The sequence below is a fragment of the Mycobacterium sp. DL592 genome (assembly GCF_011694515.1).
Taxonomy (GTDB): domain Bacteria; phylum Actinomycetota; class Actinomycetes; order Mycobacteriales; family Mycobacteriaceae; genus Mycobacterium.
This window is the reverse complement of the sequence record NZ_CP050192.1, coordinates 463,625-485,897: the sequence shown is the minus strand read 5'-3', so window position 1 is coordinate 485,897 and position 22,273 is coordinate 463,625. Positions and strand designations below refer to the sequence as shown.

The following is a 22,273-nucleotide window of genomic DNA, read 5'->3' as shown; positions in this document are numbered from 1 at the left end:
AATACCTCTAACGTTCGGTCAGTCGCGGCGGGTCAACGCTGCGCGCGGGCACTCGGCGATGGCCTGCTCGGCCAACTCCTCCTGGTCGGCAGGGATGGGGTCCTTCGTCACGTAGACGTAGTCCTCGTCATCGAGTTCGAACAGGTCCGGCGCGATTCCCACGCAGACGGCGTTACCTTCACAACGATCACGGTCGACTTCGACACGCATGACAACCTCCTTGCCGGACAGACCCCGACACCCCGGGGTACTCGCAGCACCACGATAGGCCAGATCAACTATTACCCGGCTCTTACGGGCGCTGGACCCCAAGACTAGAACGTGTTACAACGAGGTGTGTCGGCGGGTCGCCGACTGTGCCGAAAACCTAGCTGAAGGACCAGCCATGCGGATCAGTTACACCCCTGAACAAGAGGAGCTGCGCCGCGAGCTCCGGGCCTATTTCACCAAGTTGATGACCCCCGAACGGCAGGAAGCGCTGACGTCGACCGCCGGCGGCGGCGAGATCGGCACCGGCAACATCTACCGCGAAACCGTCTCCCAGATGGGCAAGGACGGCTGGCTCACGCTGAACTGGCCCAAGGAGTACGGCGGCCAGGACCGCTCGCCGATGGACTCGCTGATCTTCACCGACGAGGCCGCCATCGCAGGCGCACCGGTGCCGTTCCTGACGATCAACAGCGTGGCGCCGACCATCATGGCGTTCGGCACCGAGGAACAGAAGAAGTTCTTCCTGCCCAAGATCGCCGCCGGGGATCTGCACTTCTCGATCGGCTACTCCGAGCCGGGCGCCGGGACCGACCTGGCCGCACTGCGGACCACCGCCGTCCAGGACGGTGACGACTACGTGGTCAACGGCCAGAAGATGTGGACCAGCCTGATCCAGTACGCCGACTACGTGTGGCTGGCGGTGCGGACCAACCCCGAAGCCAAGAAACACCGCGGTATCTCGGTGCTGATCGTGCCCACCACAGCAGAGGGCTTCTCCTGGACCCCGGTCCACACCATGGCCGGCGTCGGCACCAGCGCCACCTACTACCAGGATGTCCGCGTCCCGGTGAGCAGCCGGGTCGGCGAGGAGAACGGTGGCTGGAAGCTGGTCACCAACCAGCTCAACCACGAGCGCGTCGCCCTGGTCTCATCGCAGCCGATCTTCCTCGCGCTCAACCAGGTTCGCGAATGGGCACAGAACACCAAGGACGCCCGCGGGGCGCGCCTGATCGACTCGGAGTGGGTGCAGCTGAACCTGGCGCGGGTGCACGCCAAGGCCGAGTACCTCAAGCTCATCAACTGGGAGCTGGCATCGGCCAAGGAGGGGACGCTGAACCCCGCCGACGCCTCGGCGGCCAAGGTCTTCGGCACCGAGCTGGCCACCGAGGCCTACCGGCTGCTGATGGAGATCCTCGGCCCGTCGGCGACGCTGCGCCAGGATTCGCACGGCGCGCTGCTGCGCGGCCGGGTCGAGCGGATGCACCGCGCCGCCCTGATCCTCACCTTCGGTGGCGGCACCAATGAGATCCAGCGCGACATCATCGGCATGGTGGCCCTGGGCCTGCCCCGAGTCAACCGCTGACAACCGAGAACGGACTGACATGGATTTCACCAGAACAGAAGCATCGCAAGACCTCTCGGGCCTGGTCCGCACGATCGTGGACTCGGTGTGCACCCCGCAGCACCAGCGCGAGCTCGACGGCCTCGAGCAGCGCTTGGACACCGAGCTGTGGCGCAAGCTCATCGACGCCGACATCCTGAGCACCGCCGCACCGGAGTCGGTGGGCGGCGCCGGGTTCGGCACGCTCGAGCAGACCGCCATCCTCACCGCGCTGGGCCGCCAGATTGCCGCGGTGCCCTACCTGGAGTCGGTGGTCCTGGCCGGTGGCGCACTGGCCCGCTTCGGCTCGGCCGAGTTGCAGCAGCAGTGGGCGGCACCGGCGGTCGCGGGCGAGAAGATCGTCACCGTGGCGCTCGACGGCGAGCTGGGCCAGGGTCCGGTGCAGGCGACGCCCGCGGGCAACGGGTTCCGGCTCACCGGCACCCGCATCCAGGTCCCGTTCGCACCGGTGGCCGACGCGTTCCTGGTCCCGGCCGAATCAGATTCCGGCACGAAGCTGTTCCTTGTCACCGCAGCGGATTCCGGGGTGACGGTCACGCCGCAGCTGACGACCGGCAAGAACAGTGCCGGCGAACTGGACCTGTCCGGGGTCGAGGTCGGTGCCGACAGGCTGGTCGGTGACGCCGAGGCACTGGCCTGGTTGACGACGCTGAAGACGCTGGGCTACAGCGCATTTCAGCTCGGTGTGCTGGAGCGGGCGCTGGAGCTGACGGCCGAGTACGCCCGTACCCGCGAACAGTTCGACCGCCCGATCGGCAGCTTCCAGGCGGTGTCGGCGCGGCTGGCCGACGATTACATCGACGTCAAGGGCCTTCGGCTGGCAGTCGACCAGGCCGCCTGGCGGCTGTCGGAGGACCTGCCCGCCGATCTCGAGGTTGCCACCGCGGCATTCTGGGCCGCCGAGGCCGGGCATCGTGTCGCGCACACCACCGTCCACGTGCACGGCGGCGTCGGCATCGACACCGACCACCAGGTGCACCGCTACTTCATCACGGCCAAAGAGGTCGAGTTCGCCCTGGGCGGCGCGACCGCGCAACTGCGCCAGATCGGTCGCGAGCTCGCCGAGACACCGGCCTGACCAGATCCGTGACCGGTGAGCCGACCGTCACCAGCCTGCTGGTGCCACTGGCCGACGTCGACGATCGCGGGATAAGCGCCGACGACGGCTCACACTCGGCCTGGCGCGAGCACGTTCAGGATGCCGCCGATCTGGCCGCCGCCCTGCGGGCGCGTCTCGACCCCGACAAGCCGCCGCATGTCGGTGTGCTGCTGGGCAATACACCGTTCTTCTCGCGGGTGCTCGTTGCCGCCGGACTGAGCGGGCTGGTCGCCGTCGGACTCAACCCGACCCGTCGTGGTGCGGCGCTGCGGCGCGACATCGAGCACGCCGACTGTCAGCTGGTTCTGGCCGATGACATGACCACCGGTTACGGCGAGGGCTTCGCCCCTGACGACATGGCGGTCCTCGATGTCACCTCGGCGGCGTGGGCCGACGAGCTCGCCTCCTACGGCGGCTCCCCAATCACGTTCGCAGACAGCAGTTTCGACGACCTGTTCATGCTGATCTTCACCTCCGGGACCAGCGGAGAACCCAAGGCGGTCCGGTGCACCCACGAGAAGGTGGCCGGGCCCGGGGTGATGCTCGCCGAGCGGTTCGGCTTGGGCGCGACGGACGTCTGCTACCTGTCGATGCCATTGTTCCACTCCAATGCGGTGATGGCGGGCTGGTCGCCCGCGGTGGCCGCCGGCGCGTCGATTGCGTTGCGCCGCAGGTTCTCCGCGTCGCAGTTCATCCCCGATGTCCGTCGCTACAACGCCACCTACGCCAACTACGTCGGCAAGCCGATGTCCTACATCCTGGCCACCCCGCCCAAGCCTGACGACGCCGATAATCCGCTGCGCATCGTCTACGGCAACGAGGCCGCGCCGCGCGACATCACCAGGTTCGCCACCCGGTTCGGGGTCACCGTCATCGACGGGTTCGGCTCCACCGAGGGCGGCGTGAACATCGCCCGCACTCCCGACACTCCCGAAGGCGCGCTCGGCCCGCTGCCCGACGGCCTCGGCATCGTCGACGTCGACACCGGGCAGCCCTGCCCACCCGGAGTGGTCGGGGAATTGGTGAACCTCGACGGGGCGGGCAACTTCCGCGGCTACTACAAGGATCCCGACGCCGAGTCCGAGCGGATGGCGGGCGGCGTCTACCACAGCGGTGACCTCGCATACCGGGACGAGGCCGGCTACGTCCACTTCGCCGGCCGGCTCGGCGACTGGATGCGGGTCGACGGGGAGAACCTCGGCACCGCTCCGATCGAGCGGGTGCTCATGCGCTATCCCGACGTCACCGAGGCCGCGGTCTACGCCATCCCGGACCCGGACGTCGGCGACCGGGTGATGGCGGCCCTGGTCCTGCCGGAGGCCGCGACGTTCGACCCGGTCAAGTTCCGCGAGTTCCTCGCCGCCCAACCCGACCTCGGCCCCAAGCAGTGGCCCCGGTTCGTGCGGGTCGGGATCAGCCTGCCGCGCACGGAGACGTTCAAGATCATCAAGCGGCGGCTCTCGGCGGAAGCCCTCGACTGCGACGACCCGGTGTTTGAAATCGCGCGGTGATGGCTACCGCTTCCTGGTGAAACTGCCTCACCTGGTCTTCGCCATTGCCGCTGTGGCATCAACCCTGCTCGCTGCGCCCCAGGCCCAGGCCGCCGACTGCCCGGATATCGATGTCGTCTTCGCGCGCGGTACCTGGGAGCCCCCGGGCGTCGGCCATATCGGCCAGGCCTTCGTCGACGCGGTGACCGCGGACGCCGCCGGCAAATCGGTCGATGTGTACGCGGTCAACTATCCGGCGAGCACTGACTTTCCGACTGCCGTCGACGGTGTGATGGACGCCAGCAACCACATTCGTGCGATGGCGCTGAACTGCCCGAAGACAAAGATGGTCCTCGGCGGCTACTCGCAGGGCGCGGCGGTGATGGGGTTCGTGACGGCCAACGCGATGCCCGACGGTTTCACCCCGCCGCCGGGGCTGACCGGGCCGATGCCCAACGACGTCGCCGACCACGTCGCGGCCATCGCACTGTTCGGCAAGCCGTCGCCCGGATTCCTGAACACGATCGGCGCGCCGCCGATCGCCATCGGGCCGCTGTACGCCGCCAAGACGATCGACATGTGCGTCGATGACGACCCGATCTGCTCGGGTACCGGCGGCAACGGCGCCTCACACGGCATGTACGCCGCCAACGGCATGGTCGGTCAGGCTGCCCAGTTCGCGGTCAAGCGGGTGTAGTCGGCTACCCGGCGATCGAGGGCATGACCGCCTCGATCAGGTGCGGGCCCGGCTCCCCGAAAGCCCACTGCAGCGCCTCGGTGAGTTCCTCGGCGGTGCTCACCCGCCGCGCAGGCACGCCCATCCCCGTGGCAATGTGCACGAAATCCAGTGTGGGACGGGTCAAGTCGAGCAGTGACTCGGCCTTGGGGCCGGGTAGATTCCCCGCCGCTTCGGCACCGACGCGCTGCAATTCGATGCGCAGGATGTCGTAGGCCCGGTTGGCGTAGACGACGGTCGTGACGTCGAGGTGCTCGCGGGCCTGGGTCCACAGCGCGGAGATGGTGTACATCGCCGAACCATCGGACTCCAGGCACAGCACCGGCCGGTCGGGCGCGGCGAGGGCGGCACCGATCGACACCGGCAGCGCGTAGCCGATCGCGCCACCGGTCAGGGTCAGCCAGTCGTGTGCGGGCGCTCCGGAAGTCGCCTGGGGCAGAAGGAATCCCGAGGTGTTCGACTCGTCGACGACGATCGCCCGTTCAGGCAGCAGGGCACCGAGCACATCGGCCGACGTCTGCACGGTCAGCGGACCGGTCGGCAGCACCGGGCGCGACAGCGGTGCCGTCGCGGCGACCTCGTCGGGGGCCAACCGGTCGGCCAGTTCGATCAGCGCGTCAACCGCTCCGACCGGCCCGGCCAGGGTGTGCACCTGTGCGCCCTCGGGCACCAGATCGCTGGGCTTGCCCGGGTAAGCGAAGAACGACACCGGATGCGGCGCACCGGCGAGGACGATGTGCCGGACACCGTCGAGTTGCGCGGTCGCCGCTTCGGCGAAGTAGGCCAGCCGCTCGACCGCGGGCAGCCCGGCACCGCGCTCCAGGCGGGTCGGGAACGTCTCGCAGATGACCCGGGTACCGCAGGCTTGGGCGAGCCGGACCGCAGCGGACAGGCCGGGCGCGCGGGTGGCGTCACCACCGACCAGCAGCACCGTCGGCTCACCGGAGCTCAGCACCGCAGCCACCTCGTCGAGGTCGGCCGGCACCGGGGATGGCTGCGGCACAGCGCCTTTCGCCAGTTCCGCCCCGTCGCCCCAGGAGACGTCGGCTGGCAGGATCAACGTCGAGATGTGGCGGTGGGCGCGCGCCGAGGCGATGGCCTCGGTGGCGTCGGCAGCCACGTCGGCGACGGCGCCGCTGCGCCGAAGCCAGCCCGATACGGTCCCGGCGACCGAATCGATGTCGGACTCCAGCGGCGCGTCGTACTTCTTGTGGTAGGTGGCGTGATCGCCGATGACCACCAGCATCGGCACCACCGCCCGCCGCGCGTTGTGCAGGTTGGCCAGCCCGTTGCCCAAGCCCGGTCCCAGATGCAGCAGGACTGCGGCCGGGTCACCGGAGATGCGGGCATACCCGTCGGCGGCACCGGTCGCGACACCTTCGAACAGGGTGAGCACACCGCGCATGTCGGGCACCGTGTCCAGTGCGGCCACGAAGTGCATCTCCGAGGTACCCGGGTTGGCGAAGCAGATCCGCACACCGTCGGAGACCAGTGTGGCGATCAGTGCCTGCGCGCCGTTCATGCCGTTCGTCATCGCGTACGACTGTAGACGCGGAAGGTGCTCAGCTGTCGCGAATGTCGTCCAGTGTGCGGGTCGCCGCTTCGAAGCCGGAGACCAACTCAGCGATGATGTCGGCCACCGGCCGGATCTCGTTCATCTGGCCGACGATCTGCCCGACCGGCATGGCGACAGCGGTGGGGTCGGCCGAGCCGTTCATCCGCTGATGTGCCTCGGCGACGAGAACGTTCTGCAGCGGCATCGGCAGCGGATCGGGGGCATCCTGGGCATCCCAGGCGTCGGTCCAGCGGCTCTTGAGCAGCCGGGCCGGCTTGCCCGAGTAGATCCGTCTGCGCACGGTGTCGCTCGACGTCGCCGCCAGCAGACCCTCCTGGATGACCGACGGCCCGCCGTTCTGGCGTACGCCGAGGTCGTATTCGGCGGCGGTGAGCCAGGCCGATCCCATCCACACCCCGGCGGCGCCCAGCGCCAGCGCGGCGGCCACCTGCCGTCCGGTTCCGATACCGCCGGCCGCCAGGACCGATGCGGTGTCACCGACCGCGTCGACGATCTCCGGCCACAGCACCACCGAGCCGATCTCCCCGGTGTGCCCGCCCGCTTCGTGGCCCTGCGCGATGACGATGTCGACGCCGTTGTCCACATGGCGCCGAGCGTGTTTGGCCGAACCGGCCAGCGCAGCCACCGCGACCCCGGCGCCATGCGACAGGTCGATGACGTCCTTGGGCGGCGAGCCCAGCGCGTTGGCGATCAGCTTGATCGGGTGCTTGAGGGCGACGTCGACGTGCGAGCGGGCCACCGAATGTAGCCACCCCAGCGTGCCCTCGTTGCGGGCGAGATCGGCGGGCAGTGGCGGCACCCCGAGGTCGGCAAGGGTCTTGTCGACGAATTCGCGGTGCGCCTGCGGGATGAGCTTGTCGATGTCGACGGCGGTGCCCTCGGTGGGGATCTTGGCCGGCATCACGATGTCCACGCCGTACGGCTTGCCGTCGGTGTTGGAGTCCATCCACTGCAGGGTGGCTTCGAGCTCATCGGGGTGGTTGAACCGCACGCAGCCCAGCACGCCCATGCCACCGGCGCGGGTGACCGCCGCGGCGACCTTCTCCGACGGGGTGAAGGCGAAGATCGGGTAGTCGATGCCGAACCGGTCGCACAGCTCGGTACGCATCAGCTGGTGGCTCCCGCATGCTTGGCGTGCACGTCGTCGGCCGGGCGCAGCTCAGTCTGCTCCTTGGCCCACTTGTAGTCGGGCTTGCCCGCCGGGGAACGCTTCACCTGATCGACGAGCCACAGGCTGCGCGGCACCTTGTAGCCGGCAATCTCCTTGCGCACGAACGCATCCAGTTCCGCCAGGGTCGGCCGGGAGCCCTCGCGGGGAGCCACCACAGCGGCGACGTGGTTGCCGAACCGCGGGTCGGGCACGCCGACCACCAGTGCGTCGAACACGTCCGGGTGGCCCTTGAGGGCGGCCTCGACCTCTTCGGGATAGACCTTCTCACCGCCGGTGTTGATCGACACCGAGCCGCGGCCCAGCATCGTCACCGTGCCGTCTTCTTCCACGGTGGCGAAGTCGCCGGGGATGGCGTAGCGGACGCCGTTGATGGTGCGGAACGTCTCGGCGGTCTTCTTCTCGTCCTTGTAGTAGCCGAGCGGGATATGACCGCGTTTGGCGATGATGCCGCGCACGCCGGAGCCGGGTTTGACCTCGTTGCCCTCGTCGTCGAGCACCACGGTGTTCTTGTCGATGGTGACCCGCGGCCCGCCGGCCTGGTGCACGCCCTTGGCGACCACGCTGCTGCCGCCGAAGCCGGTCTCCGAGGAGCCGATCGAGTCGGTGATGATGCGGTCGGGCAGCAGCTCGAGGAACTTCTCCTTCAGGCTCGGGGAGAACAGCGCGGCCGTGCTGGCGAGCAGGAACAGCGAGGACAGGTCGCGGTCCCCCACGCTGGTCTCCAGGACGTCCAGCAGCGGACGGCCCATCGCGTCACCGGTGAAGAACAGCAGGTTGGCCTTGTGCTTCTCGATGATGTTCCAGACTTCCTCGGCGTCGAACTCCGGCGCCAGGATGGTCGTCGAGCCGGTGAACAACGCGCCCCACGTCGCCGACTGGGTGGCGCCGTGGATCATCGGCGGGATCGGGAAGCGGATCAGCGGCGGGCCTGCGGCGGCCTGCTTCGACAGGTCGTACTCGTCCTTGATGTACTCACCGGTGGCAAAGTCGGTGCCGCCCAACAACACTCGGTAGATGTCCTCGTGGCGCCACATGACGCCCTTGGGGAAGCCGGTGGTGCCACCGGTGTAGAGCAGGTAGACGTCGTCGGCGCTGCGCTCGGGGAAGTCACGCTCAGGCGAGCCCTGCGCGATGGCCTCGAAGAACTCCACGCCGCCGTAGCGCTGGCAGTCCTTGTCGGTACCGTCCTCGACCACCAGGACCGTCTTGACGTTGGGGGTCTCGGGCAGCACATTGGCCACCCGGTCGGCGTACTGGCGTTCGTGCACCAGGGCGACCATGTCGGAGTTCTCGAACATGTACTTCAGTTCCGCCTCGACGTAGCGGAAGTTGATGTTGACCATGACCGCGCCGGCCTTGACGATGCCCAGCATCGCGATGACGATCTCGATGCGGTTGCGGCAGTACAGACCGACCTTGTCTTCCTTTTTCACGCCATGGTCGATGAGGTAGTGGGCGAATCGATTCGCCTTCTCCTCCAACTCGGCGTACGTGATCTGCTCGTCGCCACAGATGAGGGCGACGCGGTCAGGTACGGCGTCAATGGCATGCTCGGCTAGATCAGCTATGTTCAGGGCCACGGACCCAAATTAGAACCTGTTACATTTCCACACAAGTCTGTGGTCTCGACGAAGAAAGGCAGGCATCCATGAGCGAGCCCGCAAAGGGCCCCGACGCCCTCATTGAGCAGCGCGGACACACCCTGATCGTCACGCTCAACCGGCCCGAGGCGCGAAACGCGCTTTCCACCGAGATGCTCTCGATCATGGTCGAGGCGTGGGACCGCGTCGACAACGATCCCGACATCCGGGTGTGCATCCTGACCGGTGCCGGCGGCTACTTCTGCGCCGGGATGGACCTCAAGGCCGCCACCAAGGCGCCGCCGGGAGACTCGTTCAAGAGCGGCAACTACGACCCGACCCGGATCGACGGCCTGCTCAAGGGCCGCCGGCTCACCAAGCCGCTGATCGCCGCCGTCGAGGGCCCGGCGATCGCGGGCGGCACCGAGATCCTGCAGGGCACCGATATCCGCGTGGCGGGTGAGAGCGCGAAGTTCGGTATTTCCGAAGCGAAGTGGAGCCTGTACCCGATGGGCGGCTCAGCGGTGCGACTGGTTCGCCAGATTCCGTACACGATCGCCTGCGACCTGTTGCTGACCGGACGCCACATCACCGCGGCCGAGGCGCTGGAGTACGGGCTTATCGGATACGTGGTGCCGGACGGCACCGCGCTGGAGAAAGCCCTCGAGATCGCCGAGGTGATCTCCAACAACGGTCCGCTGGCGGTGCAGGCGATCCTGCGGTCGATCCACGAGACCGAAGGCCTGCACGAGAATGACGCGTTCAAGATCGACACCAAGATCGGCATCGAGGTGTTCTTGAGCGAGGACGCCAAGGAAGGGCCGCTGGCCTTCAAGGAGAAGCGCGCACCGCAGTTCAAGATGCGCTGACACGCCCCGGACTGTGGGCCCTGTGCACGGGATTCGCCCCCGAAAACTGTGCACGGGGCCCACAGTCGCGTCTAGCTCAGGACCCGCTTGGTTGGGGTGAACACCACCGGCATGGCCTCGGGGCCGCTGACGAAGTTCGCCGGCCGCAACGGCACCTGCGCACCGTCGGCCAGCCGCAGATCGGGCAGCCGCACCAGCAACTTGCGCAGCATCGTGCTGAGTTCCAGACGGGCCAGCTGGTTGCCGAGGCAGAAGTGGGTTCCGAAGCCGAATGCCAAGTGGCTGTTCGAGTTACGGTCGATGCGGAAGGTCTCCGGGTCGCCGAACACCGACTCGTCGAAGTTCGCCGACTCGAACATCAGCAGCATCTTCTCGCCCAGGCGCAACTCGGTGCCGTGGAACTCGACGTCACGCATCGCGGTCCTGGCCATGTTCTTCACCGGCGACGTCCAGCGCAGCATCTCCTCGATCGCCCCCGCCACCAAGGAGTCGTCGGCGATCAGCTGCGCCCACTGATCCTGGTTGCGCAGAAGCTGTTCCGTCCCTCCCGACAAGGTGTGGCGGGTCGTCTCGTCACCACCGATGAGGATCAGCAGTGTCTCCATGATGATTTCCTGGTCGTCCATCCGCTGGCCCTCGACCTCGGAGTTGACCAGGATCGAGAACAGGTCGTCGGTGGGCTCGGTACGCCGCTTGGCGATCGTCTCGACGGCGTAGGCGGAGTATCCGGCGAACGCGTCCATCACCGCTTGCAGCGTCTCTTCGTCGGCAGCCGAGTTCAGCCCGCACACCAGGTCGTCGGACCACTTCAACAGCGTCGCGCGTTCGGCCGGAAGCACTCCGAGCATGTCGCCGATCACCGCCATCGGCAGCGGTGCGGCGATGTCGCGGACGAAGTCGCACTCACCTTGCTCGCACACCGCGTCGATCAGCGTGTCGCACAGCACGTCGATACCGGCCAGCTTGTCCATCACCCGCTTGCGGGTGAATCCCGCGTTGACGAGCTTGCGGCGCAACAGATGTGACGGATCATCCATGTCGATCATGTACGGCATACCGGGCTGATCCGGCCGGATCCCGCCGGTATTGGAGAACGTCTCCGGGTCGCGCTCCGCGTCGATCACGGCCTGATACGTTGCCGCAGCGGCCAACCCGTTGCGGTCCCGGAACACCGGCTCGTTCGCCCGCATCCAGCGGTACACCTCGTGGGCGTTGCGGTCTGAGTAGAAGTTGCCGTTGGTGAGATCCACGTCCGGCTTGGTGCCGGCCAAAGTGCCCGTCATTTCTTACCTTCCACATTTCCGTTACTGCGGATTACAGTGACCGCATGTCTGAGTCGCAGCACACCATCGCCGGCACGGTTTTGACCATGCCCGTACGTATTCGCAAAGCCGATGTTCACAATGCGATGTTCTCGGTGCCTGCCGAGGCCGCCCAGAAGCTCATTGACTACAGCGGGCTTCAGGTCTGCCAGTTCCGCCCGGGCCGCGCGATGGTCAACTTGATGCTCGCCCGCTATATCGACGGCGACCTGGGCAAGTACCACGAGTTCGGCACGAGCGTGATGGTGAACCCACCCGGCTCGAACGCTCATGGCCTCAAGGCGCTCGGCGATGCCGCGGCGTTCATCCACCACCTGCCGGTCGACCAGTCCTTCACTTTGGAAGCGGGCCGGACGATTTGGGGCTACCCGAAGATCATGGCCGAGTTCAAGGTGCGCGACGCCAACCCGTTCTCGTTCGAGGTCAGCGAAGGCGGATCGCTGATCGCCGCAATGGAGTTCAGCCGCGGCCTGCCGATCCCGTCGTTTCGCGCACGCCCCCAGGCGCTGACGTCCTACACCTCCAACAACGGCACGTTGCGTGAGGTGCACTCGGAGATGACCAATTCCGGGCTGCGGATGCGGCCGGCAGGGGTCCGGCTCACGCTCGGTGACCACCCCTACGCCAAGGAGCTGGCGTCGCTGGGCCTGCCCAAGCGGGCCATGATGGCGACGTCGGTGGCCAACGTCGCGATGGTCTTCGGCGACGCAACGATCCTCAGTTGAGCAGCCGGTGATCATCCGGACAATCTAGGGCGCGGGGTATACACCTTGCAAGAAGTGTCTACAACAGGGCGGCGGCTTCCGTGATCTGCTCGACGCTGCGGGCGCCGATGACCATCATGGTGACGCCGGCGGCTTCCCATAGTGGGATCTGTTTGCGGACGTAGTCGATGTCGCCGACGATGGCGGAGTCGTCGACGAGTTCGTCGGGGATGGCCTTGGCGGCGTCGTCTTTGCGGTCGCTGCGAAACAGCCGGGTGACGTCGTCGACGACCTCGGCGTAGCCCATCCGCCGGTAGACATCGGCGTGGAAGTTGGTGTCCTCGGCGCCCATGCCGCCCATGTAGAGCGCCAGGTGCGGCTTCATCAGCTCCATGACCGCGGGCCGGTCGTCGGTGACGATCAGCTGCGCGGTGGCGCAGATTTCGAAGTCTTCCCGGGAGCGGCGCGCACCCGGGCGGGCGAAGCCCTCGTCGAGCCATTCGTTGTACATGCCGGCAATGCGCGGGGAGTAGAAGATCGGCAGCCAGCCGTCGCAGATCTCGGCGGCCAGCGCCACGTTCTTCGGTCCTTCGGCGCCGAGCATGATCGGGATGTCGGCACGCAGCGGGTGCACGATCGGCTTGAGCGGCTTGCCCAGTCCGGTGGTGCCCTCGCCGGTCAGCGGCAGCGGGTAGTGCGGGCCGTCGCTGGTGACGGGGCCTTGGCGCGCCCAGACCTTGCGCACGATGTCGATGTACTCGCGGGTGCGCGCCAACGGCTTGGGGAAGCGCTGCCCGTACCAGCCCTCCACGACCTGCGGTCCGGAGACGCCCAGGCCCAGGATGTGGCGGCCGCCGGAGAGGTGGTCGATGGTCAGCGAGGCCATCGCGCACGCCGTGGGCGTGCGTGCCGAGAGCTGCACGACCGAGGTGCCCAGGCGCATGCGCGTGGTCTCCCGGCCCCACCAGGCCAGCGGGGTGAACGCATCCGAGCCCCACGCCTCGGCCGTGAACACCGTGTCGAAACCGGCCTCCTCGGCAGCAGCCACGAGTTCGGCATGGTTCGTGGGGGGCTGAGCGCTCCAATACCCGAGCTGAAGTCCGAGCTTCATCGCTGACGCCTTTCTGTCCGGGACACGATCCTTGCCACGATTCTTAGAACCTGTTCTACTCGATGGTGTGACAGCCAGCCAAAGCAGCCCTGCCTTGACCGATTCGCACGAGCCGCCCCTTTCGGCGCCGCTGGAACTGTCGTTCGACTACACCCGTTCAGTCGGACCGACCCTCAGCGCCTTCTTCACCGCACTCCGCGAGCGCCGCATCGTCGGTGTCCGCGGGTCCGATGGACGGGTCCTCGTGCCTGCCGCCGAATACGACCCGGTCACCTACGAGCCACTGACGGAGATCGTACCGGTGGCGAGCGTCGGAACAGTGGTGTCCTGGACGTGGCAGCCTGAGCCGCTTGAGGGTCAGCCGCTCGACCGACCGTTCGCCTGGGCACTGATCAAACTCGACGGCGCCGACACCACGCTGCTGCACGCCGTCGACGGACAGATCAAGACCGGCGACCGTGTGCATGCGCACTGGGTCGACGAGCCGACCGGATCGATCACCGACATCGCCTACTTCGTGCCCGGCGAGCACGCCGAGGACGTCCCAGCCGTCGACGACGATCGGGACCCGGTGACGATGCTGGTGGTTCCGACCCGCATCGAGATCCAGCACACGGCCTCAGCCCCGGAAAGCGCGTACCTGCGTGCGCTGCAGAACGGCAAGTTGCTCGGCGGCCGCACCGGCGAGAACGGGAAGGTTTACTTCCCGCCGCGCGAGGCCGATCCGGCCACCGGCAAGGAGCTCGACACCTTCGCCGAACTGCCCGACAAGGGCACCGTGACGACATTCGCGATCATCAACATCCCCTTTGCCGGGCAGCGCATCAAGCCGCCCTACGTCGCGGCCTACATCCTGCTCGACGGCGCCGACATCCCCTTCCTGCACCTGGTTTCGGATATCGACGCTGCCGATGTCCGGATGGGCATGCGGGTCGAAGCGGTGTGGAAGCCCCAGGAGGACTGGGGCCTGGGCATCGACAACATCGAGTACTTCCGGCCAACCGGTGAACCGGACGCCGAATACGACACCTACAAGCACCACCTGTAAAGGGACAACGACATCCATGTCTGACCGCGATGTAGCAGTCGTCGGGTTCGCACACGCACCGCACGTGCGGCGCACCGACGGCACCACCAACGGCGTCGAAATGCTGATGCCATGTTTCGCCCAGCTCTACGACGAGCTCGGGCTCAAGCAGACCGATATCGGCTTCTGGTGCTCGGGATCCTCCGATTACCTTGCCGGGCGCGCCTTTTCGTTCATCTCGGCGATCGACTCGATCGGCGCGGTGCCGCCGATCAACGAGTCGCACGTCGAGATGGACGCAGCGTGGGCCCTCTACGAGGCCTACATCAAGCTGCTGACCGGCGAGATCGACACCGCGCTGGTGTACGGCTTCGGCAAGTCCTCGGCGGGCACCCTGCGCCGCGTGCTCGCGCTGCAGACCGACCCCTACACCGTCGCGCCGCTGTGGCCCGACTCGGTGTCGATGGCCGGACTGCAGGCGAGGTTCGGTCTCGACACCGGCAAGTGGACCGAAGAGCAGATGGCCCAGGTTGCCCTTGATGCGTTCGCCGCGGCCCCCCGTACCGACGCCGAGAAGGCTCCGACGTCCTCAGACGAGGCGATGAGCATCTCCGAGCTGCTGTCGCGCCCGTACTTCGCCGACCCGCTGCGCAAGCACGACATCGCGCCGATCACCGACGGCGCCTCGGCCATCGTGCTCGCTGTCGGCGACCGCGCGAAGGAACTGCGCGAAAGGCCGGCCTGGATCACCGGTTTCGAGCACCGCATCGAAACCCCGGTGCTCGGGGCGCGCGACCTGACCACCTCCCCGTCGACGGCGGCCTCGGCCAAGGTGGCCACCAACGGCGACGCCGGCTCGATCGAGGTCGCCGAGATCTACGCCCCGTTCAGCCACCAGCAGCTGATCCTCACCGAGGCGATCGGACTGCCGGATTCGGCCAAGATCAACCCGTCCGGCGGTGCGCTGGCAGCCAACCCGATGTTCTCGGCAGGCCTGGAGCGCATCGGCTTCGCCGCCCGCCACATTTTCGAGGGGTCCGCGCAGCGGGTGCTGGCGCACGCGACCAGCGGCCCTGCGCTGCAACAGAACCTGGTGGCCGTGCTCGAGGGGAAGGACGCCTGATGGCCGGCAAGAATCTCGCCGCGGTGCTGGGCACCGGGCAGACCAAGTACGTCGCCAAGCGCAAGGACGTGTCGATGAACGGCCTGGTGCGCGAGGCCATCGACCGGGCTCTCGCTGACTCCGGCTCGACGTTCGACGACATCGACGCCGTGGTCGTCGGCAAGGCGCCCGACTTCTTCGAGGGCGTCATGATGCCGGAGCTGTTCATGGCCGACGCCGTGGGCGCGACGGGCAAGCCGCTGATCCGGGTGCACACCGCCGGTTCGGTGGGCGGATCGACCGCGATCGTGGCCGCCAGCCTGGTGCAGTCCGGCAAGTACCGGCGCGTGCTGGCGATGGCGTGGGAGAAGCAGTCCGAGTCGAATGCCATGTGGGGCTTGTCGATTCCGGTGCCCTTCACCAAGCCGGTGGGCGCCGGGGCCGGCGGGTACTTCGCCCCGCACGTCCGCGCCTACATCAACCGGTCCGGTGCACCCAAGCACATCGGCGCGATCGTCGCGGTCAAGGACCGGCTCAACGGCGCCAAGAACCCGCTTGCGCATCTGCATCAGCCCGACATCACCGTGGAAAAGGTGATGGAGTCGCCGATGCTGTGGGATCCGATCCGCTACGACGAGACCTGCCCGTCGTCGGACGGCGCATGCGCGATCGTGATCGGTAACGAGGAGATCGCCGACAAGCGGGTGGCCGAGGGCCAGCCTGTGGCCTGGATTCACGCCACCGCACTGCGTACCGAGCCGCTGGCCTACGCCGGTCGCGACCAGGTCAGCCCGCAGGCGGGCCGCGACGCTGCGGCAGCGCTGTGGAAGGCCGCCGGCATCACGAGCCCGATCGACGAGATCGACGCCGCCGAGATCTACGTGCCGTTCTCCTGGTTCGAGCCGATGTGGCTGGAAAACCTCGGGTTTGCCGCCGAAGGCGAGGGCTGGAAGCTCACCGAGGCCGGCGAGACGGCGATCGGCGGCAAGATTCCCGTCAACGCCTCCGGCGGTGTGCTCTCGTCGAATCCGATCGGCGCCTCGGGCATGATCCGTTTCGCCGAGTCGGCGATCCAGGTGATGGGCAAGGCGGGCGACCACCAGGTCAAGAACGCCCGTAAGGCGCTGGGACATGCTTACGGTGGCGGGTCGCAGTACTACTCGATGTGGGTGGTCGGCAGCGACAAACCCGCCAAGCCGTGACCCGGATGCAGTACACCGTCAGCGTGGCGATGAGCCCGCTCGACGACCTGCTGGAGATCGCCAAAGCCGCCGAAGAGTTCGGGTTCGACAACATCGCGCTGCCGGACTCGATCTTCTACATGGAGAAGCAGTCCACCGACTACCCGTACACCCCCGACGGTTCACGAATGTGGGATCAGAACACCCCGTGGGTGGATCCGCTCATCCTCGCCGGCGCCATGGGGGCGGTGACGTCGAAGATCCGCTTCTACACCAACGTGATGAAGTTGGGTTCCCGCAACCCGCTGCTGCTGGCACGCCAGGTCGGCTCGGTGGCCAACCTGACCAAGAACCGGTTCGGGTTCGGCGTGGGAATCGGTTGGGCACCTGAAGAATTCGAGTGGTGTGGGGTGCCCTACGCCAAGCGTGGCAAGCGCATCGACGAGATGATCGAGGTCATCAAGATGGTCCTGGCCGGCGGCATGGTGGAGTTCCACGGTGAGTTCTACGACTTCGACAAGCTGCAGATGAGTCCGGCCCCGTCGAAGCCGGTGCCGTTCTACGTCGGCGGGCATACCGAGGTGGCGCTCAAACGCGCCGCTCGCGTCAGTGACGGCTGGACCAGCGCCATGATGACCTGTGACCAGCTGGCCGAGACTATCGGCACGCTCAAGAGGCTGCTGGCCGAAAACGGCCGCGCCGGTGATCCTTTCGAATACCAGGCCGTCTGCATTGACAAGTTCGGTGTCGACGGCCATCGCGACCTGGCCGCTGCGGGAGTCACCGACTACATCGGTATCCCGTGGGTGTTCGAGGGCCTCGGCTTCGACGCTCCGGTGGACAAGAAGATCGACGCGATGAAGCGGTTCGCCGAGACCTACATCGAGTCCGGCTGGCAGGACCAGTGAGCACCCCGGCGCACGAGGCGGGCCGGCGGTCCCGCGCGGCGGCCATGGCGCGGGACAAAGAGGCCTGGCTCGCCGTGTTCGCCGACGACGCGATCGTCGAGGACCCGATCGGTCCGTCGCATTTCGATCCCGAGGGCAACGGCCACCGGGGCAAAGAGGCGATCGCGAAGTTCTACGACATGGCGATCGCGCCCAGCAAGCTGTCCTTCCATTTCGAGAAGACCTATCAGTGCGGCAACGAGGAGGCCAACGTGGGCCACATCGTGATCGAGTCCGCGGGATACCGGGTGGTGGCCGAGGGGGTGTTCACCTACAAGGTGAACGACGAGGGCAAAATGGTTGCACTGCGGGCCTTTTGGGAACTCGATCAGGCGGCGAAGAGCGCGCAGAAACTCTGAGCACGGGCGGCTGGGTGGGTGGCAACTTATGTCACGCCAAACGCCGATTCGCGAGTCACAAGTGGCCACTCGGCGCTGAGGTCAGATCTCCTCGAAACCAACCAGGTAGCGCTGCGCCAGATCCTGGTAGGCCTTCGGGTTGAGGTTCACCCACACCTCGGCGCCCGTTCCGGCGATCGGCCCCTTGACCTTCGCCGGCGCACCCGTGACCAGCACCTCGTCGGGGATATGCGTGCCGCCGACCACCAGTGAGTGCGCGGCGATCATGCTGCGGGCCCCGATCACCGCGCCGTCGAGCACGGTGCAGTGATTGGCCACCAGCGCCTCCGCGCCGATGTGGGCGCCGTGGATGGTGCACATGTGCGCGATCGTCGCGCCGGGGCCGAGGTCGACCGGGATTCCCGGCGGCGCGTGCAGCACCGAACCGTCCTGCACGTTGGCCCCCTCGCGGATGACGATGGGCGCGTAGTCACCGCGCAGCACGGCGTTGAACCACACCGATGCGCCTGCTTCGACGGTCACGTCACCGATCAGGACCGCGGTGGGTGCGACGAACGCGGTTGGGTCCACCTTGGGCGATCGGCCCTCGAACGAATACATCGGCATCGTCCAGATATACCCCAAGTCATTCGGGTAATCCGCTGCTAGCTGCATTGATATTGCGGGAGCCGACCGCGAAACTGTAACGTGTTCTAGTTAGAGACAAGAAGTGGAGGCACCTGGTGACAAGCGGCGTTCGCGAGATCGACACCGGAACCCTGCCGGACCGGTATGCCAGGGGATGGCACTGCCTCGGCCCGGTCAGAGATTACCTGGACGGTAAGCCGCACGCGATTAACGCGTTCGGCACCAAACTGGTGGTCTTCGCCGACGATTCCGGAGCGGTGCACGTCCTCGACGCGTACTGCCGCCACCTCGGCGGTGACCTATCCCAGGGCACCGTGAAGGGCGACGCGATCGCCTGCCCGTTCCACGACTGGCGCTGGGGTGGCGACGGCCGCTGCCGGCTGGTGCCCTACGCCAAGCGCACCCCGCGTCTCGCCCGCACCCGCTCCTGGGAGACCGACGTGCGCAGCGGGCTGCTGTTCGTCTGGCACGACCACGAGGGCAATCCGCCGCAGCCCGAGGTCCGCATCCCGGAGATCCCCGAGTGGTCGGGTGGCGAGTGGACCGACTGGAAGTGGAACTCGATGCTGATCGAGGGCTCCAACTGCCGCGAGATCGTCGACAACGTCACCGACATGGCGCACTTCTACTACATCCACTTCGGGCTGCCGACGTACTTCAAGAACGTCTTCGAAGGTCACATCGCCTCGCAGTACCTGCACAATGTCGGGCGCCCCGACATCAACGACATGGGCACCGCATACGTAGAGTCTCATCTGGATTCGGAGGCGTCGTACTTCGGCCCGTCGTTCATGATCAACTGGCTGCACAACGTCTACGGCGGGTTCAAGGCTGAGTCGATCCTGATCAACTGCCACTACCCGGTGACGCAGGACTCGTTCATGCTGCAGTGGGGCGTGATCGTCGAGAAGCCCAAGGGCCTCGACGACAAGATGAGCGACAAGCTCTCCGACGCGATGGTCTCCGGTGTCAGTAAGGGCTTCCTGCAGGACGTGGAGATCTGGAAGCACAAGACGCGCATCGAGAATCCGTTGCTGGTCGAGGAGGACGGCGCGGTCTACCAGATGCGCCGCTGGTATCAGCAGTTCTACGTCGACGTCGCCGACATCACCCCCGACATGGTTGACCGCTTCGAACTCGAGGTCGACACCGCCCCGGCCAACGAGAAGTGGAAGGTCGAAGTCGAGGAGAACCTCAAGCGCCAGGCCGACCAAGCAGGGCAGCCGGCGACATGACCGCCGGGGACCAACCGCCTGACGTCGACGATCTGGCGCGGTCCATGATGGAGCTGCTCGGCGTGCACGAGCACGACGAGCCGCACCCCGCCGACGACGAGAGCACACCGACGTCGTGGGCGAAGGCACCTGATTTCGCCGGCGACCCGCAACGTGCGGCGGCACTCCACGAAGCGACCCGGTTAGACCGCGAGCGTTATCTGTCGGCCGGGCTGGCCGAGGTGGACTGCCGGTTCTGCCACGTCTCGGTGCGGGTGAAGAAGCTCGGCGCCGCCCACACGCTGGTGCAGTGGAACACCGAGGCCCAGCAGCGGTGCGCATACTTCGCCGAAGTCCGTGCCGCCGGCGGCAGCAGCGCGCGGACCCGCGGCTGCCAGAAGATGTCTGACAGCATCAAACACGCTGTCGCAGAAGGCTGCCTGGAGGAGTATTCCAGCGCCCCGGCCCCCGGCGACGGCTGAGCTCGGTTGCACCCAAACCAACGTTCGGGCGCGAAAGTTCGAGAAGACCGCACCATTTCGTCGATCTCGGACCTGACTACAGCCCCTTGAAGCGTTCCTTGACCTGGTCCTCGGTCAGCCCATAGTCGGCCAGCGAGTAGGTGTGCTTGGGCGCCCGCGGCCCCTGCTTGCTCTCCTCGTCGGTGGCCTGGATCGCCGCGCGCGCATCGTCGGTCATCTCGATACCGAAGTGCGAGTAGATGTTCTCGACTGTCCCGATCGGGTCGCGGATCAACGCGAAGTAGTCGACGTCGAAGAATTGCGCCTCGTCATGTTCACGGCGTACGGCGTTGAACCGCTCCAGCCCACGCGACCACGTCTCCAGCGCGTCGGCACCGATGACGTCGCCGGAGAACGTGTTCGACCAGCCTCCGGTGGTGTGCTGGGCCAGCGAACACATCGAGGCCAAGATCGTCTCGGCGGGCCGATGGCACTGCAGGATCAGCGCATCGGGGTAGGCGGCGAACACCGCGTCGAGGGCGAACAGATGACTGGGATTCTTGAGCACCCAACGCTTCTCGGGCTCATTGAGGCCGATCAACTGCAGGTTCTTGCGATGCCGAAGGTAGGGCTTGGTCCAGTCCTGCCGGGCCAGCCAGTGCGCGTAGCTCGGCACGTGGGCCAGCGTCTCGTAGGACACCGAGTGCACCGACTGCCGCAGCAGCTGCCAGCATTCCTCGACCTCGTCGGCGGTCATGTAGTGCAGGCCCGTGTAGTCGGGGTTCTCGTCGTGCGCCTTCTTGAACCGGGCGTCGAGCTCGGCGAAAACCGGGTTCTGCGGCCAGGTTTCGCGTGGCGGACGGGGCTGGGGGAACTCCGCCAGCCACAACTCCAGCCCCTGGTGACGGGGGTCTCCGCACAGCAGTCGGTGCAGGGCGGTGGTCCCGGTGCGCGGCAGGCCGGTGACGAAGATCGGCCGTTCGATCCGGACGTCCGCGTGCTGCGGATACTGCTTGAAGGCCGCCTCGGAGAGGAGCCTGGCCACCAGCGCATTGCGCACGAAGAACCGGTGCATCTTGCTGCCGAGCTCGGTGAGGTCGGCCTCGCTGCGGAACGAATCCAGCAGCACGCCCAACGCTTCTTGGTAGTTGTCGTCGTCAGTGCCGAAGTCGTCGAGCCCGGTGGCCTTGGTTGCCGAGGCGAGCAGGCTCTCGGCGCTCAGGAAATCACTCATCGTTTTTCCACCTCGATCGCTCCGGTCCTCGCTCGTGCCTCGCTGCGATCCTCACTCACTCCCACCATCAGTTGTGATACTCCCCGCAGTTGACGTCGAGGGTCTGGCCGGTGATGCCGTTGGACAGATCGCTGGCCATGAACAGGATTGCCGAGGCGACCTCGTCCTCGGTGGGCAGCCGCTTGAGATCACTGTTGACCGCGGCGGCCTTGTAGATCTCGTCCACCGTGGTGCCGTACTTGCCGGCTTGATGTTCGAAGTAGCTCTGCAATGTGCCACCCCAGATATAGCCGGGCAGAACCGAATTCACCCGAATACCCCGCTCGCCGAGCTCACTGGCCAGCGACTCCGACATGGCCAGCAACGCCGCCTTGGCCATCTTGTAGGCGCCCTGCTTGGGGTCCGAATGGCGCACGACCATCGAGTTGACGTTGACCACCGAGCCTTTGGCTTCGGTCAGCGCCGGGGTGAAGCCCTGGATCATCCGCAGCGCACCGAGCACGGTGAGCTCCAAAGTCTCGCGGATGTGCTCGAAGGTGGTGTTGGCGAACGGCTTCATCGACGGGACCTTGAACGCATTGTTGACCAGTACGTCGACTCGGCCGTAGGTGTCCAGGGTCTGCTTGACCAGGTTGTCCACCTGCTCGGGGTCGGTGATGTCGGTGCCGACCGACAACGCGCGACGGCCGAGCCCGGTGATCTCCTTGGCGACGTCGTCAAGCCTTCCGACGGTGCGCGCCGCCAGGACCAGGTCCGCGCCGGCCTCGGCACATCGGCGTGCCAGCGTGGTACCCAGCGCGGGACCCACCCCGCTGATGACCACGACTTTGTTCTCCAGCAAGCCCGCCATG

Annotated in this window: 22 protein-coding genes; 13 read left to right on the top strand and 9 right to left on the bottom strand. The window is 66.8% G+C overall.

Going from position 1 to position 22,273, the window contains the following annotated elements; translation table 11 throughout:
* Window positions 1-18: 18 nt before the first annotated feature.
* Window positions 19-210 carry a ferredoxin gene (locus tag HBE64_RS02335; protein WP_059016686.1) on the bottom strand — a complete coding sequence of 64 codons (192 nt, stop codon included), beginning with the start codon at window positions 208-210 and terminating at the stop codon, window positions 19-21.
* Between the two features lie 175 nt (window positions 211-385).
* Between HBE64_RS02335 and HBE64_RS02330 the strand changes: the two genes are divergently transcribed.
* The 4 genes from HBE64_RS02330 to HBE64_RS02315 are packed head-to-tail and all read left to right on the top strand — an operon-like array spanning window position 386 to window position 4,898.
* Window positions 386-1,573, top strand: a complete 1,188-nt coding sequence (locus HBE64_RS02330) for an acyl-CoA dehydrogenase (RefSeq protein ID WP_167097408.1) — start codon at window positions 386-388, stop codon at window positions 1,571-1,573.
* Window positions 1,574-1,592: 19 nt separating this feature from the next.
* Complete coding sequence (locus HBE64_RS02325; RefSeq protein ID WP_167097406.1) at window positions 1,593-2,690, top strand: acyl-CoA dehydrogenase family protein; 1,098 nt, start codon at window positions 1,593-1,595, stop codon at window positions 2,688-2,690.
* An 8-nt stretch (window positions 2,691-2,698) separates the two neighbouring features.
* Window positions 2,699-4,222, top strand: coding sequence for a long-chain-fatty-acid--CoA ligase FadD17 (fadD17, locus tag HBE64_RS02320; RefSeq protein ID WP_167097404.1), 1,524 nt, complete (start codon window positions 2,699-2,701; stop codon window positions 4,220-4,222).
* Between the two features lie 43 nt (window positions 4,223-4,265).
* Complete coding sequence (locus HBE64_RS02315; RefSeq protein WP_167108522.1) at window positions 4,266-4,898, top strand: cutinase family protein; 633 nt, start codon at window positions 4,266-4,268, stop codon at window positions 4,896-4,898.
* A 4-nt stretch (window positions 4,899-4,902) separates the two neighbouring features.
* Here HBE64_RS02315 and HBE64_RS02310 read toward each other — a convergent pair whose 3' ends face one another.
* From HBE64_RS02310 to HBE64_RS02300, 3 genes are read right to left on the bottom strand one after another with little or no spacing between them, the layout of a single operon-like run.
* On the bottom strand, window positions 4,903-6,459 hold the full coding sequence (locus HBE64_RS02310; RefSeq protein ID WP_167108519.1) for an acetolactate synthase large subunit: 1,557 nt from the start codon (window positions 6,457-6,459) through the stop codon (window positions 4,903-4,905).
* Between the two features lie 40 nt (window positions 6,460-6,499).
* Entirely contained in the window at window positions 6,500-7,621 is a 1,122-nt protein-coding gene (locus HBE64_RS02305) for a nitronate monooxygenase family protein (protein ID WP_167097402.1), read from the bottom strand.
* The gene (locus HBE64_RS02300) at window positions 7,621-9,264 is read right to left on the bottom strand and encodes an acyl-CoA synthetase (RefSeq protein WP_167097400.1); all 1,644 of its coding nucleotides are present in this window, start codon (window positions 9,262-9,264) and stop codon (window positions 7,621-7,623) included. Before HBE64_RS02300 ends, HBE64_RS02305 begins: the two co-directional genes overlap by 1 nt.
* 68 nt (window positions 9,265-9,332) lie before the next feature.
* On the opposite strand from HBE64_RS02300, the gene HBE64_RS02295 reads away from it, so the two are divergent.
* Complete coding sequence (locus HBE64_RS02295; protein WP_167097398.1) at window positions 9,333-10,133, top strand: crotonase/enoyl-CoA hydratase family protein; 801 nt, start codon at window positions 9,333-9,335, stop codon at window positions 10,131-10,133.
* A gap of 71 nt (window positions 10,134-10,204) precedes the next feature.
* On the opposite strand, the gene HBE64_RS02290 is transcribed toward HBE64_RS02295, so the two are convergent.
* On the bottom strand, window positions 10,205-11,416 hold the full coding sequence (locus HBE64_RS02290) for a cytochrome P450 (RefSeq protein WP_167097396.1): 1,212 nt from the start codon (window positions 11,414-11,416) through the stop codon (window positions 10,205-10,207).
* 44 nt (window positions 11,417-11,460) lie between these two features.
* Here HBE64_RS02290 and HBE64_RS02285 point away from each other — a divergent pair, with 44 nt between their 5' ends.
* Window positions 11,461-12,180: an acetoacetate decarboxylase family protein gene (locus HBE64_RS02285; RefSeq protein WP_167097394.1), complete on the top strand. Its 720-nt coding sequence runs from the start codon at window positions 11,461-11,463 to the stop codon at window positions 12,178-12,180.
* 58 nt (window positions 12,181-12,238) lie between these two features.
* Here the strand turns inward: HBE64_RS02285 and HBE64_RS02280 are convergent, their stop codons facing one another.
* Complete coding sequence (locus HBE64_RS02280) at window positions 12,239-13,270, bottom strand: LLM class F420-dependent oxidoreductase (protein WP_167097392.1); 1,032 nt, start codon at window positions 13,268-13,270, stop codon at window positions 12,239-12,241.
* A 67-nt stretch (window positions 13,271-13,337) separates the two neighbouring features.
* Here HBE64_RS02280 and HBE64_RS02275 point away from each other — a divergent pair, with 67 nt between their 5' ends.
* The 5 genes from HBE64_RS02275 to HBE64_RS02255 are packed head-to-tail and all read left to right on the top strand — an operon-like array spanning window position 13,338 to window position 17,886.
* Window positions 13,338-14,318: a Zn-ribbon domain-containing OB-fold protein gene (locus HBE64_RS02275; protein WP_167097390.1), complete on the top strand. Its 981-nt coding sequence runs from the start codon at window positions 13,338-13,340 to the stop codon at window positions 14,316-14,318.
* Window positions 14,319-14,334: 16 nt separating this feature from the next.
* Entirely contained in the window at window positions 14,335-15,420 is a 1,086-nt protein-coding gene (locus tag HBE64_RS02270; protein ID WP_167097388.1) for a thiolase domain-containing protein, read from the top strand.
* Window positions 15,420-16,601 carry a thiolase domain-containing protein gene (locus HBE64_RS02265; protein WP_167097386.1) on the top strand — a complete coding sequence of 394 codons (1,182 nt, stop codon included), beginning with the start codon at window positions 15,420-15,422 and terminating at the stop codon, window positions 16,599-16,601. The genes HBE64_RS02270 and HBE64_RS02265 overlap by 1 nt, the downstream gene beginning before the upstream one ends.
* 5 nt (window positions 16,602-16,606) lie before the next feature.
* Window positions 16,607-17,488 (top strand): TIGR03619 family F420-dependent LLM class oxidoreductase, encoded by an 882-nt coding sequence (locus HBE64_RS02260; RefSeq protein ID WP_167097384.1) that lies wholly within the window; start codon window positions 16,607-16,609, stop codon window positions 17,486-17,488.
* A gap of 44 nt (window positions 17,489-17,532) precedes the next feature.
* The gene (locus HBE64_RS02255; RefSeq protein ID WP_167108517.1) at window positions 17,533-17,886 is read left to right on the top strand and encodes a nuclear transport factor 2 family protein; all 354 of its coding nucleotides are present in this window, start codon (window positions 17,533-17,535) and stop codon (window positions 17,884-17,886) included.
* Between the two features lie 81 nt (window positions 17,887-17,967).
* On the opposite strand, the gene HBE64_RS02250 is transcribed toward HBE64_RS02255, so the two are convergent.
* Window positions 17,968-18,492, bottom strand: a complete 525-nt coding sequence (locus HBE64_RS02250; protein WP_167097382.1) for a gamma carbonic anhydrase family protein — start codon at window positions 18,490-18,492, stop codon at window positions 17,968-17,970.
* Between the two features lie 116 nt (window positions 18,493-18,608).
* On the opposite strand from HBE64_RS02250, the gene HBE64_RS02245 reads away from it, so the two are divergent.
* Window positions 18,609-19,748, top strand: a complete 1,140-nt coding sequence (locus HBE64_RS02245) for a Rieske 2Fe-2S domain-containing protein (RefSeq protein ID WP_243841470.1) — start codon at window positions 18,609-18,611, stop codon at window positions 19,746-19,748.
* Complete coding sequence (locus HBE64_RS02240) at window positions 19,745-20,209, top strand: hypothetical protein (protein WP_167097380.1); 465 nt, start codon at window positions 19,745-19,747, stop codon at window positions 20,207-20,209. The genes HBE64_RS02245 and HBE64_RS02240 overlap by 4 nt, the downstream gene beginning before the upstream one ends.
* Window positions 20,210-20,285: 76 nt before the next feature.
* Here HBE64_RS02240 and HBE64_RS02235 read toward each other — a convergent pair whose 3' ends face one another.
* Window positions 20,286-21,422, bottom strand: a complete 1,137-nt coding sequence (locus tag HBE64_RS02235) for a sulfotransferase (RefSeq protein WP_167097378.1) — start codon at window positions 21,420-21,422, stop codon at window positions 20,286-20,288.
* A 67-nt stretch (window positions 21,423-21,489) separates the two neighbouring features.
* Window positions 21,490-22,272, bottom strand: a complete 783-nt coding sequence (locus HBE64_RS02230) for an SDR family oxidoreductase (protein ID WP_167097376.1) — start codon at window positions 22,270-22,272, stop codon at window positions 21,490-21,492.
* Window position 22,273: the final 1 nt, after the last annotated feature.